15 protein-coding genes are annotated in these 16873 nt (G+C 64.5%); all 15 read right to left on the bottom strand.

Annotation, left to right across the window (positions count from 1 at the left end; all coding sequences use genetic code 11):
- Positions 1–236 precede the first annotated feature (236 nt).
- Positions 237–860, bottom strand: a complete 624-nt coding sequence (gene ureG, locus V7787_RS49010; protein WP_003253923.1) for an urease accessory protein UreG — start codon at positions 858–860, stop codon at positions 237–239.
- Between the two features lie 11 nt (positions 861–871).
- Positions 872–1546 carry an urease accessory protein UreF gene (locus tag V7787_RS49015; protein WP_003253924.1) on the bottom strand — a complete coding sequence of 225 codons (675 nt, stop codon included), beginning with the start codon at positions 1544–1546 and terminating at the stop codon, positions 872–874.
- The gene (locus tag V7787_RS49020; protein ID WP_064493089.1) at positions 1546–2091 is read right to left on the bottom strand and encodes a HupE/UreJ family protein; all 546 of its coding nucleotides are present in this window, start codon (positions 2089–2091) and stop codon (positions 1546–1548) included. The genes V7787_RS49015 and V7787_RS49020 overlap by 1 nt, the downstream gene beginning before the upstream one ends.
- An 18-nt stretch (positions 2092–2109) precedes the next feature.
- Positions 2110–2619: an urease accessory protein UreE gene (ureE, locus tag V7787_RS49025; RefSeq protein ID WP_064493090.1), complete on the bottom strand. Its 510-nt coding sequence runs from the start codon at positions 2617–2619 to the stop codon at positions 2110–2112.
- A 9-nt stretch (positions 2620–2628) separates the two neighbouring features.
- Positions 2629–4332, bottom strand: coding sequence for an urease subunit alpha (gene ureC / locus V7787_RS49030; RefSeq protein WP_014591285.1), 1704 nt, complete (start codon positions 4330–4332; stop codon positions 2629–2631).
- Entirely contained in the window at positions 4329–4646 is a 318-nt protein-coding gene (locus tag V7787_RS49035; protein ID WP_010953752.1) for an urease subunit beta, read from the bottom strand. Before V7787_RS49035 ends, ureC begins: the two co-directional genes overlap by 4 nt.
- Positions 4647–4665: 19 nt before the next feature.
- A complete protein-coding gene (locus V7787_RS49040; protein ID WP_003253929.1) occupies positions 4666–4968 on the bottom strand; it encodes an urease subunit gamma in 303 nt (100 codons plus the stop codon).
- A 9-nt stretch (positions 4969–4977) separates the two neighbouring features.
- Positions 4978–5811 carry an urease accessory protein UreD gene (locus tag V7787_RS49045; protein WP_064493091.1) on the bottom strand — a complete coding sequence of 278 codons (834 nt, stop codon included), beginning with the start codon at positions 5809–5811 and terminating at the stop codon, positions 4978–4980.
- 277 nt (positions 5812–6088) lie between these two features.
- A complete protein-coding gene (locus tag V7787_RS49050; RefSeq protein WP_004576552.1) occupies positions 6089–7003 on the bottom strand; it encodes a site-specific integrase in 915 nt (304 codons plus the stop codon).
- A 368-nt stretch (positions 7004–7371) separates the two neighbouring features.
- On the bottom strand, positions 7372–9633 hold the full coding sequence (locus V7787_RS49055; protein ID WP_064493092.1) for an ATP-dependent DNA helicase: 2262 nt from the start codon (positions 9631–9633) through the stop codon (positions 7372–7374).
- Positions 9630–11279 carry a VRR-NUC domain-containing protein gene (locus V7787_RS49060; RefSeq protein ID WP_064493093.1) on the bottom strand — a complete coding sequence of 550 codons (1650 nt, stop codon included), beginning with the start codon at positions 11277–11279 and terminating at the stop codon, positions 9630–9632. The genes V7787_RS49055 and V7787_RS49060 overlap by 4 nt, the downstream gene beginning before the upstream one ends.
- 125 nt (positions 11280–11404) lie before the next feature.
- Positions 11405–12712 (bottom strand): MFS transporter, encoded by a 1308-nt coding sequence (locus V7787_RS49065; protein ID WP_231114309.1) that lies wholly within the window; start codon positions 12710–12712, stop codon positions 11405–11407.
- A gap of 99 nt (positions 12713–12811) precedes the next feature.
- Positions 12812–14029 (bottom strand): fumarylacetoacetate hydrolase family protein, encoded by a 1218-nt coding sequence (locus V7787_RS49070; RefSeq protein WP_064493095.1) that lies wholly within the window; start codon positions 14027–14029, stop codon positions 12812–12814.
- Positions 14030–14049: 20 nt separating this feature from the next.
- Positions 14050–15108 carry an Ldh family oxidoreductase gene (locus V7787_RS49075; protein WP_336094869.1) on the bottom strand — a complete coding sequence of 353 codons (1059 nt, stop codon included), beginning with the start codon at positions 15106–15108 and terminating at the stop codon, positions 14050–14052.
- Positions 15109–15143: 35 nt separating this feature from the next.
- Positions 15144–16685 (bottom strand): UxaA family hydrolase, encoded by a 1542-nt coding sequence (locus V7787_RS49080; protein WP_064493097.1) that lies wholly within the window; start codon positions 16683–16685, stop codon positions 15144–15146.
- Between the last annotated feature and the right edge of the window lie 188 nt (positions 16686–16873).

Consider the following 16873-nt stretch of genomic DNA (forward strand, 5'->3'; position numbering starts at 1 on the left):
GGTTCACCCGCGAAAGGGCCGGGCCTGCTGGTCAATTTTCACCCGCCGTTCACCGTCGCCGCCGCTACCGTATTCGCGGGTAAACCCGCTCCTACACACAGATCGTTGGTGGACACACATCGGTGATTGGACACAGCCCGTCGTAGGAGCAGGTTTACCCGCGAACACCGGCAGAGCCGGTGCCAGCCACCGCGTTGGTCTCTCTGCGGACATGCCCGCACAGAGACCTCGATCTGTCAGGCTCGCACCCCCAGCATCCCACGCTCAACGATAAAATCGATCACCGCCTGCAACCCCTCGCCCTTCTTCAGGTTGCTGAAGGTCCAGGGCCGCTGCGGCCGCATGCGCTGGGTGTCGCGCTCCATCACCTCCAGTGAAGCCCCTACATAAGGCGCCAGGTCGGTTTTGTTGATCACCAGGAAGTCGGACTTGGTAATGCCTGGGCCGCCCTTGCGCGGGATCTTCTCGCCCTCGGCCACGTCGATCACGTAGATGGTCAAGTCAGCCAGCTCCGGGCTGAAGGTGGCGCTGAGGTTGTCACCGCCGCTTTCCACGAAAATGACTTCAAGATTACCGAACTTGCGCGCCAGCGCTTCGACCGCCGCCAGGTTCATCGAGGCGTCTTCACGAATGGCCGTGTGCGGGCAGCCACCGGTTTCAACGCCAACGATGCGCTCCGGCTCGAGGGCGCCGGCCTCAGTGAGGATGCGCTGGTCTTCCTTGGTGTAGATGTCGTTGGTAACCACGGCGATCTGGTAGTGATCGCGCATGGCCTTGCACAGCGCTTCCAGCAGAGCGGTCTTGCCAGAGCCGACCGGGCCGCCGACACCGACGCGCAGGGGTTGTTGATAGCTTTGCATGCAGGCAGTCCTCAGGAACGGAACAAACGGGTGTATTGGGTTTCGTGACGCGATGAAGCGATGGCCAGCAGCGGCAGGCCGCCGCCGAGCTGGTCATCGCCCAGGGCTAGCGCCTGGTCCAGTGCAGCGGGCAAGTCGGCGCCAAGGTCGCGTAGCAAGGTCTGGGCAGCCTGCTGGCCGAACGGCACCAGCTTGACCCCGGCCATGACCGCGCCCTCCAGCCAGGCAAAGCCATGGCCCAATGCCAGCTGGCGCAGCGGGATGGCCCAGTGTGCAGCCAGCCAGGCCATACCGCCCAACTGGGTCAGCTCAAGGCTGGCGCGCCAGGCCGGTGCCTGGCCCAGTTGCCAGCCGTCGAGCAACCGCGCCAGCGCTGCGCCGCGCTGCTGTTCTTCCAGGCGCAGCTCGGCGGTTTCGCGGTTGGCCAGCAAGAACCGGCTCCAGTGGCCGAACGCTTCGGCGTCTTCAGCCTGGCAAGCATGGTACAGACGCGCCAGCACCGGCCAGTCGAGGCAGGCTAGGGTGTCGTGCACCTGCTCACGCTGCCAACCGACAAAACTGTCCACGCCCCGAACCCAGCCGGCCTCGACCGCCCACTCCAGGCCTTGCGAATAGGTAAAACCACCCACCGGCAAGCCGGGGCTGGCCAACTGCAGCAGGCGCAGCAGCGCCAGGTCGCTGTTCATCAACCGGCCAGTACCAGCGCGGCGCCGGCCAACAGGCCACCGCCAAAGGCCTTCTGCAGGCCGCTGTGACGGCGCAGCAGGCAACCGACTGCAAAGCCCGCGGCCAGCAGCAAGCCGCTGACCGCGACAAACCCTGCGCTGAATTGCCAGAAAGCGCTCGGGGTGGCTTCTACGCCATGGGCCCAGCCATGGAACAGGGCGAACACCGGCATGGCCATGGCCAGCAGCAACTGGCGGCTCGGCAGCAGCACCGCCCCGGCAGCCACCAGCAGCGACACGGCAATCAGGGTTTCCATGCCCAGCACATCGCCGAACAGGTGACCGCACACAGCGCCACCGAACATGGCCGCCAGAGTCGCCAGAGGCAACGTCAGGTTGCGCCGGGTCAACGCGGCGAGCACGCCGGTGCCCAGCAGCATCAGCAGGTGATCGAGCCCGGTCAGCGGGTGCAGCAGGCCGTCCTGCAGCGGGTTGCTGTCATGGCCTGGATGGGCGAAGGCTGGCAGTGCCAGCATCAACAGAAACAGGGCGAAAGTCTTTTTCATCGGTTGCTCCAGGGCAGTTCAGGAATGGGCAGGCAGGCGTACGAACGGGTGATCGTGGCCATGGCCATGGGCATGACTGTGGCTGTGGCCATGCGGTGCACTTTGGTAAGCGCCCGCTTCAGGCTCGAACGGGGCCTGTTCGGCCTCTACCGTCAGGCCCAGCCCCCGCAGCATGTCGTCCAGCACATGGTCGTGCTGGAAGCGCAACAGCCCGGGCTCGATCTGCAGCGGTACATGGCGGTTACCCAGGTGGTAGGCGGCGCGGGCCAATAGATGTGGATCGGCACAGCGCACCGTCGACACCGCCTCGGGCGCCGCCAGCACGCGGATCAGCTGGGTGCCCTCGGCATCGGCCAGCAGTTCACCTCCGCGCAGCAGGTGGCCGCGCTCCAGCATCAGCCCGGCTTCGCGGCCATCGTCCAGGGTTACTCGCAGGCGGCTCTTGATACGGCTGTCCACGTCGAGGGTGACAGTGCCACTGACAACCCGCGTGCCGGGTTCGGAGATACGGCGGCTCAAGACAATCATTTGTGCTCCTCAGAACAGGAAATAGCGCTGGGCCAGCGGCAGTTCGCTGGCCGGTTCGCAGACCAGCAGTTCGCCATCGGCACGCACCTGATAGGTCTGCGCATCGACTTCGATCAGCGGCTGCAGGGTGTTGTGGACCATGTCCGGCTTGCGTACCCGCCGACAGCCGTTGACCACGCCAATCAGGCTGCGCAGGTTCAGCTCCTCGGCCAGCCCGCGGTCCATTGCCGCCTGGGGCAGGAATGTCATGCGTGTGGCATGCCGCGCCGCACCCAGCGCGCCGAACATCGGCCGATAGTGCACAGGCTGGGGGGTGGGTATGGAGCCGTTGATGTCGCCCATGGGCGCGGTGACGATCATCCCGCCCTTGAGCACCAGGGCCGGCTTGACCGCAAAGAACGCTGGCGACCACAGCACCAGGTCGGCCAGCTTGCCGACCTCCACCGAGCCCACTTCGTGACCGATGCCATGGGTGAGTGCCGGGTTGATGGTGTACTTGGCGATGTAGCGCTTGACCCGGAAGTTGTCGCTGTATGGGGTGTCCGGTGCCAGCGGCCCGCGACGCAGCTTCATCTGGTGCGCCACCTGCCAGGTGCGCAGCACCACCTCGCCAACCCGGCCCATGGCCTGGGAGTCGGACGAGGTCATGGCAAAGGCGCCCATGTCGTGGAGGATATCCTCGGCAGCGATGGTTTCGCGGCGAATGCGTGACTCGGCGAAGGCCACGTCCTCGGCGATGCTCGGGTCCAGGTGGTGACAGACCATGAGCATGTCCAGGTGCTCGTCCACGGTGTTGATCGTGTAAGGCAGGGTCGGGTTGGTCGAGGATGGCAGCACGTTGGCCTGGCCCGCCGCACGGATGATGTCCGGGGCATGGCCGCCACCGGCACCTTCGGTATGGAAGGTGTGAATGGTGCGGTCGCCGATGGCCGCCAACGTGTCTTCGATACAGCCCGACTCGTTGAGGGTGTCGGTGTGAATTGCCACCTGGATATCCATTTCCTCGGCCACGCCCAGGCAACAGTCGATGGCTGCTGGCGTAGAGCCCCAGTCTTCATGCAGCTTGAGCCCGACAGCGCCTGCGGCAATCTGCTCGCGCAGCGCGTCCGGCCGCGAGGCATTGCCCTTGCCCAGCAGCCCGATGTTGATCGGCAAGCTGTCGGCAGCCTGCAACATGCGCGCAAGGTACCAGGGGCCGGGCGTGCAGGTGGTGGCATTGGTGCCAGTGGCCGGCCCGGTTCCACCGCCGATGAACGTGGTGACACCGCTGTTCAATGCCTCGTCCACCTGCTGTGGGCAAATGAAGTGGATATGCGAATCGACACCACCGGCGGTGACGATCTTGCCCTCGGCCGCGATCACCTCGGTCCCTGGCCCGACTGGCACGTTCACGCCCGGCTGCACATCGGGGTTGCCGGCCTTGCCGATCACCGCGATGCGTCCATGCTTGATGCCGATGTCGGCCTTGACGATGCCCCAGTGGTCGATGATCAGCGCATTGGTCAACACCAGGTCCATGGCCTCGGCCGCCAGCATCTGGCCCTGCCCCATGCCATCGCGAATGACCTTGCCGCCGCCGAACTTCACCTCTTCGCCGTAGATCGTGAAGTCTTTCTCGACCTCCACCCATAGCGCAGTGTCGGCCAGGCGCACGCGGTCGCCAACTGTGGGCCCGAACATGTCGGCATAGGCCTGACGGGAAATACGGCTCATGCCCTGCCCTCCAGCGCGCCCATCACCTTGCCCTGAAAACCATAGACCTCACGCTTGCCGGCGTAAGCCACCAGTTGCACGGTACGCGCCTGACCCGGCTCGAAGCGCACGGCAGTGCCGGCCGGGATGTCCAGGCGAAAGCCCAGGGTGGGCGCCCGGTCGAACACCAGCGCGTCGTTGACTTCATAGAAGTGGTAGTGCGAGCCGACCTGCACCGGCCGGTCGCCATGGTTGGCCACACTGACGCTGACCGTTTCTCGGCCACTGTTCAACTCGATGTCGCCCGCGGCGACCTGGATTTCACCTGGGATCATGCGACGCTCCTTGGCGGTTTCAGACGATGGGGTCATGCACGGTCACCAACTTGGTGCCATCCGGGAAGGTCGCTTCGACCTGCACGTCGTGAAGCATTTCAGCGATACCGGGCATCACCTGCTCACGGGTCAGCACTTCACGCCCCAGGCTCATCAGTTCGGCGACTGTGCGGCCATCGCGGGCGCCTTCGAGCACCGCGGCACTGATCAGCGCCACGGCCTCCGGGTAGTTGAGCTTCAGGCCACGGGCCAGCCGCCGCTCCGCCAGCAGCGCGGCAGTGAACAGCAGCAGTTTGTCTTTCTCTCTCGGGGTAAGCTCCATGGTGCTCTCTCAGGTAGCCCAGATACGCGGTGGGCAGGCTGGCAGGCCGAGGATGGCCGGGCGCAGCACATGCCACAGGCGTTGCAGGGTGCGTTGCAGGTGTTGGTTGTCATGGTCGAGCACCCGGATCACCAGCAACGACCCGAGCAGGGTCGCACCGGCCGGGTTGCCCAATTCATCGAGTAGCGGGCGAACCTGCTCCAACACGGCCTGATTGGCAGGTGCGGCGCAGAAGGTGGCGAGTAGCGGGTGCCCACCCAGCTTGCCCAGGTGCCCGCCTGCGAGACGCAGGCGCTCATGCAGGCCAACCTCGTCAGGCAGTTCGATGTGCAAGAGGCTGTCGAGGGCGCCGTGGTCGAAACGCTCGTGCATGACCGGCCGGCCCAGGCACAGGGTTTCCCAGGCCAGCAGGCGGGCGCCCGGTTCAAGGGTAAAACGGCTGGCGAGGCTGGCCCGGGCGCCGGAGAAGAAGATGCTGTCCTGCGGCAGCCACTCCAGGGTGCTGCCCGCGGCCAGATGGAAGCGTTGGGCCAACCGCGCGGTCGGGCCGATGCTGCGGTAGAACTTGCTGGCGCCGGGCATGGTCAGCAGCGCGTGGCTACCCGGTTCCAGGTGAATGTCCAGTTCCAGGCGGTCGCCGGCGACGATGCCGCCTGGCGGGTGCAGGACATAGACATGGCACGGCGCACCTTCAGGATAGAAAGGCCGCTGCACCAAAAGAGGTCCGAAATGCTTCCACGCACCAAGGCGGGTCACGCCGCCGCGCTGGACAAAGCGCAACTGCAGGTGAGCACTCCAGCCCGCATCGTCTTGCTGTTGTTCGATCTGCTCCGCGAGCGACATCCTGCGGCCCCTGAAATCCGTGGCCTGCTGGCCGTTTAGAGGGTCCGGCGCGGGCGCCTGCTAGCGCGCACGGCCTGACCACTCGATCAAATTCGCAGGCTGGATATAGCAGGTTGCGGGCCAACTTCGCAGGTGAACGATGATGAAACCTGTGCAGTGCCCGCTCTGGCATCGGGCATGCGGGGGAATGGCGCACAAAGCAGGGGCGTGTGTCGGCCCTGTTTCGGTGCCGGCATACGTGAAAATGGGGCTGCGTTGAGCCCCACAATATCAAGCCTCAGTAATCGAAGCGGTCCACGGCACGCCGACGCTCGTTGTCATCACGCCGGTCATAGATGGCCGTGGTCTGGATATTGGCATGGTGCGCCAGCTTCTGCGCAATCGACAGGTCGTGCTCTTCGATCACCCGGGTAATGAATGCCCGGCGAAAATCGTGCGGCATGATCTTCACCCCCACCTGCGCGCCGCGCTGGCGGGCTATGTAGTAGATCGCATGCTTGGTAATGCGTGCCCGGGTAATGTGATTGCCGCGACGGATGCGGTTGAACAGGAACGGGTCATCTTCCGCCCCGGCAGGCAGGTCCTGGCGGCGCAGTTCAAGCCAGGCCTGCAGCTTCTCGAACGCCCACGGCGGTGCGTACTTGACCAGCTGGTGATTGCCCTTGCCCACCACCTGCAGGCTGCGTGCCTCGAAGTCGACCTGGTCAAGGTCGATGTCGACCGACTCCGACTTGCGCATGCCGGTACCGTACAGCAAGGCAATGATCGCCGCATCACGCACCCCCTGTGGCCGCGGGTCGGCAGCGCACACATCCATCAGTTCGCGGATCAGGCTGCGGCGCAGGTTGCGCCCTGGCGGCAGGCGCGAGCCTGTGGCTGGCTTGACCTCGCGAATACGCAACAGCTGCTCGTGGTCGATCAGGCCCTGACGCCAGGCCTCGTTCATCACCCCGCGAATCGCGTTGACGTACAGCGACGAGCTGTTGGGCGCGTAACCATCGGCACGCAGGGCAGCCACCAGTGCAATCACATGGCCCGGCTCGAGCCGATGCCAAGGCACATCGACAATGTTGCAGTCGACAAAACCTAGCCGGTCGGCGGCGTCCTGAAGAATGTAGCGCATGGTTTGCTGGCTGGATGGGGCCAGACGGGCCATGTACTGCAGCAGCGGATTTTTCGAGAGGTCGGACAAAACGTGAATCCTGTAGCGAAGCGTCAGCCGGCACTGAACCAGGCAAACCCTGAAGCAAGTCAAAACGACAGCCAAGCCAGTCCGAATGACCGCAACACGCGCGTGTCATTCGGACCCTGAGAAGTGCCATCACCTTGATATTCAAGGGCTTTGCAACTGGCACGGATCGTGATCTTACCCCAATTGATGCCTACTGAACGAACCTGCCGGTCCTGCCGCAGCCCTGGGCAGACGAAATGCCCGGTCAACACAGCCAGGCGCGGCCTTGTGTCGCGACAGGGCCCCAAAGCGCCCCCCACAAATGCTGATGAGACCTGCACAAATACTTTTTGCCTGATTACGGCTGATCACCAGCGGCCAAAGTACCGCTAGACAATAGCCGCCGCCCACCACCCTGGAAACATCTGCTGCACCCGCGGCTCGGCGAAGCGTTCGTCAATCAGCACCAGTACACCACGGTCCTGGTCACCCCGAATAACCCGGCCCGCCGCCTGGATCACCTTGCGCACGCCCGGGTAGAGATACGCGTAATCGAAACCCGCGCCAAATTGCCGCCCCAGGCGCTGTTTGAACTGCTCGTTGACCGGGTTGACCTGAGGCAGCCCCAGGGTGGCGACAAACGCGCCAATCAGCCGCGTGCCCGGCAAATCCACACCTTCGCCGAAAGCGCCGCCCAATACGGCAAAGCCCACACCTCGGCCATCGGCGACAAAGCGATCGAGAAATGCCTGGCGAGCCGCCTCGTCCATGCCCGGCTCCTGTGACCACCGCGGAATCTGGCCATGCTGCTCGGCCAACAGCCCTGCCACCTGTTGCAGGTATTCAAAGCTGCTGAAGAACGCCAGGTAGTTACCCGGCATGCGCTCATACTGCCGGGCAATCAGGTCAACGATCGGCGCCAGGGAGGCTTGGCGCTGCTGGTAACGGGTGGACACCTGGCTGGCAATGCGCACTTCCAGCTGTTCGGCACGGAACGGCGCGGCCACGTCCAGCCAGGCGGTATCGGCTGGCATGCCCAGCAGGTCGCTGTAGAAATGCCGTGGGCTCAACGTGGCGGAAAACAGCGTCACACTGCGCGCCGCCTGCATGCGCGGTGCCAGCAGCCGCGCCGGGGTGACATTGCGCAGGCACAGCGTGGCCAGCCGCCGCTTGCGCGGGCCCTGGCGCTGGCTGATGTCGAACAGAAAGTGCTCGTCGAACAGTTCGGCAACCCGGCAGAACTGCAAGGCCTGATAGTAGAACTGCAACACCTGGGGGTCGATGTGCGTGGGCGCCTGGTTCATCTGCTCCTGAATCACCCCGACGCACTGCTGCAGGGCGCGCAGTAGCCCTTCAGGCAGCGACTCGCTGGCCTGGTACGGCGCACGCTGCTCTCTATACAGCGCGTTCCACTGCCTGTTCAGGCGGTCCAGCGCACTGACCAGCCCAGGCGGTTTGCTCTGGCGCAACGCCAGCAGCTGGCCCTGGTCAAGGCTGGCGCTGTACATGCCTCGCCCCCGCTCGACCAGGTTATGCGCTTCGTCCACCAGTACTGCCACTCGCCACTGGTTGAGCTGGGTCAGGCCGAACAGCAAAGCATGCGCATCGAAGTAGTAGTTGTAGTCGGCGACCAGCACGTCGGCCCAGCGCGCCATCTCCTGGCCCAGGTAGTACGGGCACACCTGGTGCGCCAAGGCCACTTCACGCAGGTTGGCGCGGTCGAGCAACGGCAGTGCTGCCGCAGCCTCGCGCGCAGCCGGCAAACGGTCGTAGAAGCCTGCGGCCAATGGGCAGGACTCACCATGACAGGCCTTGTCCGGGTATTCACAGGCTTTGTCGCGAGCGATCAGCTCCAGTGTGCGCAGGGCAGGTTGCGGCGTGGCATCGGTGATCTGGCGCATGGCATCCAGGGCGAGTGCCCGGCCTGGTGTCTTGGCGGTGAGAAAAAACAGCTTGTCCAGCTGCTGCGGCACCATGGCCTTGAGCAGCGGGAACAAGGTACCAAGGGTTTTGCCAATGCCGGTGCTGGCCTGGGCCATCAGGCAACGACCGGTGCTCACCGCCTTGTACAAGGTTTCAGCCAACTGCCGCTGGCCCTTTCGGAACTGTGGGTAGGGGAAACTCAGCGCCAGCAGGCCTTGGTCACGTTCGGCCAAGCGTCGTTGCTGCCATCGAGCCCAGCCCAGAAAGCGCTGGCACTGGGTTTCGAAGAAGGCCTGCAACTCGGCAGCCGAACAGTGCTCAGCGAACAGCGTCTGGCCGTCGCTGTCCACGTCGAGGTACACCAGCGCCACCTCGATGGCCGGCAGTTGTCGTGCCTGGCACATCAACCAGCCATAGACCTTGGCCTGTGCCCAGTGCAACTGACGGTGATTGGCCGGTTGACGCGCCAGATCGCCACGGTGCGTCTTGATCTCTTCCAGGCGATTGCTGGCAGGGTCATAGCCGTCGGCACGGCCCCGCACCCTGAGGGTTTCGAACTGGCCTTCAAGGGCGATTTCCGACTCGTAGCCAGCAGCCCGCCGTGCGACCACCCGCTGATGCCCTTCGATACCCTCCTGGGCGGTGGGCGATGGCGTGAAGCGCAGGTCCAGGTCGCCGACCTTGGCGCTGAACTCACACAAGGCGCGCACCGCTACGCTGTAGCTCAAGGTGTTTCGCTCCAGCGCACGTGGCACACCGCGACCGGCAGGCCGTGTTGCCTGCAGAACTCCAGCCAGCGCAGCTGATTGTCCTGCAGGCGGTCACCGGGCCCCTTGACCTCGACCATGCGATAACGGCCCTGCTCGGGCCAGAACTGAATCAGGTCGGGCATGCCGGCACGGTTGCTGCGAATGTCCTGCAACAGGCGCAGGAAACATTGCTTGAGCGCTGCGGCCGGCAGGCACGCCAAGGCCTGTTCCAGCAGTTCCTCGCTGAGCATGGACCAGGACACGAACGGCGACTGCAGCCCCTGTTTGGCCACGTAGCAGTCGAGAATCGCCTGGCGATGGCTACCCTCGTCGAGCCGCCCGAGGCAGCGTTCGAACAGTGCACTGCGCCGTTGCTGGAAGTCGCTGTCGTGCAGGTCCTGTGGCGCGGCCTGGAACGGGTTGAAGAATGCGCCGGGCACTGGAGCGAAGATGGCCTCCCAGCACAACAGGCCAAACAGGCTGTTGAACAGCGTGTTCTCCACGTAATGCGCCTGCCCCCCCTCTTGCATCAGGTGCTGACGCACGGCTTCTTCAACACCCAGCGCAGCGTGCCCACGGGGCAGTTCGAGCTCGATCAGTTCCAGCGGCGTGGTGCGCTGGCGCCGCTGTGGCGGGCCGCCGAGTTTGCGCGCCAGGCGTGGCAGCATGCGCTGCAGCGCCTGCTCCTCCAGCGCGTTGGCAGGTGCCGCTGCCAGTTGCAACGCCCGTGCATGGGCCTGGTGCCACTGTTCGCTGCGCTCCAGCACCCTCACCTGGCGAATGCGCGCCTGGGGATGGTTGCACTGCGCATACACAGCCGTGGCCAGGTCCCATTCACCCAGGCGTTCGCATTGTTGGCCCACGGCGAATTGCAGCCGCGCATGGCGCCGGGCCAGCCAGGGGTTGTCGCTGTGCAGGCCCTGCAGGGTGGCAAGGATCGGCAGCGGGTCGCCGCCCTGCTCCAGGCGCTCGGCGCACTGGTGCAGCGCCATGGCCAGGTCGACATCGTCACGTTGCTGCAAGGCACGAGAATCAGGGCTGAACGGCACCTGCTCGTAACGCAGCACGCCCAGGTCGGCGAGGACGAAGTCTGACCAGTCCTGGTACAGGTTGCCGAAGAACAGCAGGCGCATGCGGTCGCACAGAGGTTGCAGGCACCACTGCAGGATGCGCACCTCGCTTTCGGGAAACCATTCGACCAGTGACCGGGCCGCCAGCGCCAGGGGTTGCAGCTGTGCCAACAACTCATGCTTGGCCGCGCGCGGGCGGTTCAGTTGCCGGGCGAAGCAGCGGGCCAGTTCTTCCTTGCGCAGCAAGGCGAACAGCTGTTCAAGGTCCAGTTGCTCGGGCTCCCGTACCCAGCCGAGGGCCAGCAACGGCTGCAGCGCCAGCGCAGTATCGCCGATTTCGGCGTAGTCGAGCCGATCGCTGCGAAACAACTCGCCTTTGCGCATCACCATGCGCACCATCAAGGCCTGGGCTGGCGCTTGCAGTTGACTGAAGGTACGGATGAAGGCCAGTTCCTGATCATCCAGCAGGTCCTGGTAGCGCTGTTCGACCCACAGCACGACCTGGCGGAAGTTATGCAGGTAGTAGAACGGGTCGTCGACGGAATGGGCGATCACGGGCGGAAGTCAGATGGCGGCAACAGGCACTGTTTATACATACAGATAGCCCTCCATGACAAGCGCCGCGGGTCGCGTCACAATCAACCAAGGGTTCAGGGGCTGCACTGCAGCCCCCGTAGCGTTCACGCCTGTTCAGTTGCGCCAGCCATCCCGCCCGCCTCGACCTTGGCACTGCCAATGGGTGCCTGTAGCAGCAGGAAGTACGCCACCGCCGAGCACAGCGCCACCACCGCGCTGATCATGAACGCCGTGGTGAACGAGCCCGAGTACTGGATGCTGAAGCCCGTCGCGATCGGTGCCACCGAGCCTGCGATGTAGCCGCCGAAGTTCTGGATCGAACCAAACGAGGCCACGCGCTGGCTGTCGACAATGGTGTTGACGATCATCCAGGCGGTGGCACTGGCCATATTGATGCTGAACAGCGCCAGGCAAAGCAGCATGATGCACCCCGTCAGGCCGGTGACGAACGACAGTGGCAAGGTGAACAGCGCTGCCAGCACCAGGCCAGTGATGACACTGAACTTGCGGCTGCCCAGCACGCTCATGCCACGCCTTACCAGCCAGTCACAGAAGCGCCCGGCAACGATGGTCCCCGCCGCACCGAAGCCATACGCCAGCGACACCACCCAGGCGGTCTTGTACAGGTCCAGGCCATGCTCGCGCTCGAAGTAGCCCGGCAGCCAGGTCAGGTGCAGCCAGAGCATGTAGATCACCCCCATGAAACCCAACACCGCGCCCCAGGTACTGCGGTGCTTGAACAGATCAAGCCAGCCGGCAAAGTACGAAGCCTTCGGCGCGGTTGCCGTGGCGGCCGCAGCCTGGCGCTCACTCGGCAGCGGTTTGCCTTCGGCGGCAAGCTCTGCCAGAAAACGGGCCTTGCTCTTGTAGAAGGTCAGCCAGCACAGCGCCAGCACCACGCCGATCACGCCGGTAATGATGAACATGCCGCGCCAGCCAAAGTTGACCATGAACAGCGTCAGCAAAGGCGGCGCAAGGCAGGGGCCAAGACAGGTCGACGACCAGACCACGCCGGTCGGGGTGCCGCGCTCGTTGGCGTCGAACCACTCCGACAATGCTTTGGCCGCCGATGGGAACATCGGCGCCTCGCCAATCCCCAGCAACACCCGCAGGCCCATGACACCGGCAAAACTGTTGACCATGCCAAACGCCGCCTGGGCAACCGACCAACCCAGCAACGAGGCGCCGAGGGCGATCTTGCTGCCCAGGCGGTCAATGATCATGCCCATTGGCAACTGGGCAAAGGCATAGGCAATGGAAAACGCCGACAACAGGATGCCCATCTGCGACGGGCTGATCATCATGTCTTTCTGGATGGAGGTGTTGGCGATCGACAGCGCACTACGGTCCAGGTAGTTGACGATGCCGATCAGCAGCAGGAACACGACGGTAATGCGCTGGTACTTCTTCATTGGGTTCATGTGATGACCTTTATTATTATTGTTGCCGCGCTGTCAGCGCCTTGACGATCCCTCGATGATGCTGCGCCCCTCCCTGACGCAGCGAGCCGTTCAAAGCGGGCGGGCGGTGGCCGCGACCTCCAGCAGGCCACGTCGGCCGAGGTTGTCGATCAACGCGCGCAGGCCGAAGTCCCACTGCGGTGCCAGATCGCTGGTGGTCACGCGGTTGCACAGGGTACCCAGTTGCGGGTTGCTGATGCTCACCACGTCACCCGGTTTGTGGGTAAAGCCGTTACCCGGCTGATCGCGGTCCTGCTTGGGGGCGAACAGGGTACCGAGGAACAGCACCAGGCCGTCAGGGTACTGGTGGTTTTCGTTGAGGGTTTGCTGCACCAGGTCTTGCGGGTCACGGCTGATCTGGCGCATGGAACTGCGCCCGGAGAGGATAAAGCCGTCCTCGCCTTCCACCCGCAGGTCCACCTCGGCAGCACGCACATCGTCCAGGCCGAAGCTTTCGTCGAACAACCGCAGCAGCGGGCCCAGTGCAGTGGAAGCGTTGTTGTCCTTGGCCTTGGACAGCAGCAACGCACTACGCCCTTCGAAGTCGCGCAGGTTGACGTCGTTGCCGAGCATGGCGCCCTTGATGCTGCCATTGCTCGACACGGCCAGCACCACTTCCGGCTCTGGGTTGTTCCAGCTGGACTTGGGGTGGATGCCGATGTCGGCGCCGTGGCCAACCGCAGACAGCGGTTGGGCCTTGGTGAACACTTCGGCATCCGGGCCTATACCCACCTCCAGGTACTGCGACCACAGGCCCTGCTCTACCAGCACCTTGCGCAGCGCTTCGGCCTGAGCCGAGCCGGGCACGATCTGCGACAGGTCGGCGCCGATGCGGCTGGCCAGGGTGTCACGGATGGCGTCGGCCTTGCCCGGGTCGCCCTTGGCCTGTTCTTCTACCACACGCTCCAGCAGGCTGGTGGCGAAGGTCACACCAGCGGCCTTCACCGCTTGCAGGTCGATCGGCGCCAGCAGCCACGGCTGGTGCGGGGTGCGCCGTGCGGGATCGCTGTTGCCCAGCAATGCCGGCAGCGCAATCAAGGGTTCGGCCAGCGGCAAGGCACGCAGGTAGGCCACCGGATCGTCCACTTCCAGCAGTGCCGAGACGGTCGCCACGTGGGTGCTGATATTGTAGACGGCGCCGGCTTTCACCAGCACCACCGCCGGCCCCTGCTCCGGCAACCAGACGCGCCCTACCCAGCTGCCGCGGTCGAAAACGCTGGCATCATGGCTCAGTGGCAGCGGTTGATTGGCGTTCGTTCGATCAGTCATCTGTGTTCCCTTGCTTTGCATCATTGGAAAAGTCCCGGCAGTTGCAACTGCCCAGCCACGCGCTCAAGGTCGGCTATCAGCTGCGGCGAAAGGCTCACGCCCTGCTCCAAGGCCTGTCGACGCAGGGCAAGGCCTGCTTGCCCCGGCAGGCGTACCGGGCGTTCGGGGTCGAGCGGGCGGCTTGCCAGAACCAATCCCCCCAGGAAGCTGGTTTCGTCGAGGAACGCCTCCAGGCCGCCGAACATGCGCGGGTCAATCACCAGCGCAGTGGCCGAGGCGCCCCACTGGTCCGGTGCATCCTTGCGCCCATGGCCGGCCAGCCCCGAGGTGAGGGCTTCGACCAACAGCGCAAGGGCAAACCCTTTATGGCCAAAGGCCTGGCCGCCGAGCGGCAGGATGCTGCCTTGCGGGCGGGTAAAGAAATCGCCCGGGTCATCGCTGAGCTGCCCGTCATTGCTCACCAGCACCGGGTGCGGCAGACGTCGGCCGGCATCGCGGCATTGGCCGACCAGGCCAAGGGTGACGGTGGACATGCTGACATCCAGCAGGATCGGCTCACCCTGGGTCGGGATACCGGCAGCAATCGGGTTGGGGGTGTACACCGGGTCGATGCCGCCATGAGCACAGACCAGCCCCACCGACGGATCCGACGAGTAGACCATGGCCAGCAACCCTTGGTCTGTGTATGGCTTGAGGTAGGCGGCCAGGCAGCCGATATGGGCAGCGCGGCGTACTACCGCAATACCGATGCCCTGCTTGGTCGCGCCCGCGGCCGCGCAATCCAGTGCCCGGCTGACGCAATAGGGCCCCAACACGTAGTGGCCGTCGAACAGGCTGGAAATACCACTGTCGGCGACCTGTTCCAGCGCCTGCGCGCTGGCCTTGACCTGGCCGCTGAGCATGCCGTCGATGTAGCGGCTGACCAGGTTGAGGCCATGGGTACGGTGGCCGAGCAGTTCGCCTTCGAGCAGCACACGGGTCACCACCTGGGCGACGTCCACGTCGGCTCCGGCTTTCATGAACAGTTGCTCGACAAACGTGGTAAGCGCTTGCACGTTGTACAGCGTGGTTTGAATCATTGCAGTTGCCTCGCAAATGGGACGGGAGCGGTCGATCAGGTCACGGCGCCGATCTGCCACGGGACGAACTCGTTTTGCCCGTAGCCGTGCTGTTCGCTCTTGCTGCGTTCCCCGGAGGCAATGCGCAGCATCTGCTCGAAGATGAATGCGCCGCGCTCCTCGATGCTGGTGGAGCCATCGGCGATGCCGCCGCAATTGACGTCCATGTCCTCTTGCTGGTGCTCGAACACCCGGTTGTTGGTTGCCAGCTTGATCGATGGCGCCGGGGCACAGCCGTAGGCCGAGCCGCGGCCGGTGGTGAAGGCGATCAGGTTGGCCCCGCCGGCCACCTGACCGGTGGCCGAGACCGGGTCGTAGCCGGGGGTGTCCATGAACACCAGGCCCTGGGCACGCACGGCTTGCGCGTACTGATACACATCGACCAGGTTGCTGGAGCCCGCCTTGGCCACTGCGCCCAGGGATTTCTCGAGGATAGTGGTCAGCCCCCCTGCCTTGTTGCCGGCCGAGGGGTTGTTGTTCAATTCGGCGTTCATACGCTGGCAGTAGTCTTCCCACCAGCGAATGCGCGCCACCAGCTTCTCCCCCACCTCACGGCTTACCGCGCGCCGCGTGAGCAAGTGCTCGGCACCATAGATTTCCGGGGTTTCGGAGAGAATGGCGGTACCGCCGGCGGCCACCAGGCGGTCAACGGCATTGCCCAGTGCCGGGTTGGCGGTGATCCCCGAATAGCCATCTGAGCCGCCGCACTGCAGGCCGACCACCAGGTGGCGGGCACTGACAGGCTGGCGCCGTACCTGATTGGCCTCGGCCAACAGAGCCTTGACCTGGGCGATACCGGCAGCGATGGTTTTCGAAGTGCCCCCGATCCCTTGGATGGTAAAGGCGCGCAGTTGCGCACTTGCCTGCAGGCCTTGGGTTTCCAGCAGGGTTTCGATCTGGTTGGTTTCGCAGCCCAGGCCGATGATCAGCACGGCAGCGAAGTTGGGGTGGACGGCGTAACCGGCCAGGGTGCGGCGCAACAGGCCCAGGGCTTCACCGCTCGGGTCAACTGCGCAACCGGCACCGTGGGTCAGGGCGACCACACCGTCGACATTCGGGTAGTCGGCCAGCACCTCGGGGTGAATGTCACGGCGGAAATGGTCGGCCACGGCCCGGGCCACGGTCGCCGAACAGTTTACCGAGGTGAGAATGCCGATGTAGTTGCGGGTGGCGACACGGCCATCGGCGCGCACGATGCCCTGGAACTGCGCGGCGCTGCCTGGCAGGCTGCGGGTATCGACACCAAACGCGTAGTCACGGGCAAAATCGCCCATCTGCACGTTGTGCACATGCACATGGTCGCCAGCGTCGATCGCCTGGGACGCAAAACCGATGATCTGCCCGTAACGGCGCAACGGCTGGCCTTGCGCCACAGGCTCGGTGGCGAGCTTGTGGCCTGAAGGGATGGGCTGGCGCACGGTAATCGCCTCGGCATCCAGGCGCACGCCTGGCAGCAGGGCCTGGCGGGCAATGACGACGTTGTCCAAAGGGTTGAGGCGGATGACGGCGGGGTCACCGGATTTGGCAATCAGTTGCATGGGACCTCTCAGGGCGGAGCGGCTGACTTCTTGTTATGGCTGTAGCCACTGTAAGAAGCCTGGTGCCGCATTCCCAATGAGATGATCCGATCGAGCGATAACCTGAAGTTATCGCAAGGGTATTCCGGTGCGTTATCTTCAATCGGCTAGTGTGGTGTTTTGCAAATACGGCCAATAACTCGCGAGCG

It is taken from the genome of Pseudomonas sp. CGJS7 (assembly GCF_036961695.1).

Bases quoted from the DNA above. Each gene is read 5' to 3' on its own strand.
- ureG (WP_003253923.1), bottom strand. From the start codon at position 860: ATGCAAAGCTATCAACAACCCCTGCGCGTCGGTGTCGGCGGCCCGGTC.
- V7787_RS49015 (WP_003253924.1), bottom strand. From the start codon at position 1,546: ATGAACAGCGACCTGGCGCTGCTGCGCCTGCTGCAGTTGGCCAGCCCC.
- V7787_RS49020 (WP_064493089.1), bottom strand. From the start codon at position 2,091: ATGAAAAAGACTTTCGCCCTGTTTCTGTTGATGCTGGCACTGCCAGCC.
- ureE (WP_064493090.1), bottom strand. From the start codon at position 2,619: ATGATTGTCTTGAGCCGCCGTATCTCCGAACCCGGCACGCGGGTTGTC.
- ureC (WP_014591285.1), bottom strand. From the start codon at position 4,332: ATGAGCCGTATTTCCCGTCAGGCCTATGCCGACATGTTCGGGCCCACA.
- V7787_RS49035 (WP_010953752.1), bottom strand. From the start codon at position 4,646: ATGATCCCAGGTGAAATCCAGGTCGCCGCGGGCGACATCGAGTTGAAC.
- V7787_RS49040 (WP_003253929.1), bottom strand. From the start codon at position 4,968: ATGGAGCTTACCCCGAGAGAGAAAGACAAACTGCTGCTGTTCACTGCC.
- V7787_RS49045 (WP_064493091.1), bottom strand. From the start codon at position 5,811: ATGTCGCTCGCGGAGCAGATCGAACAACAGCAAGACGATGCGGGCTGG.
- V7787_RS49065 (WP_231114309.1), bottom strand. From the start codon at position 12,712: ATGAAGAAGTACCAGCGCATTACCGTCGTGTTCCTGCTGCTGATCGGC.
- V7787_RS49070 (WP_064493095.1), bottom strand. From the start codon at position 14,029: ATGACTGATCGAACGAACGCCAATCAACCGCTGCCACTGAGCCATGAT.
- V7787_RS49075 (WP_336094869.1), bottom strand. From the start codon at position 15,108: ATGATTCAAACCACGCTGTACAACGTGCAAGCGCTTACCACGTTTGTC.
- V7787_RS49080 (WP_064493097.1), bottom strand. From the start codon at position 16,685: ATGCAACTGATTGCCAAATCCGGTGACCCCGCCGTCATCCGCCTCAAC.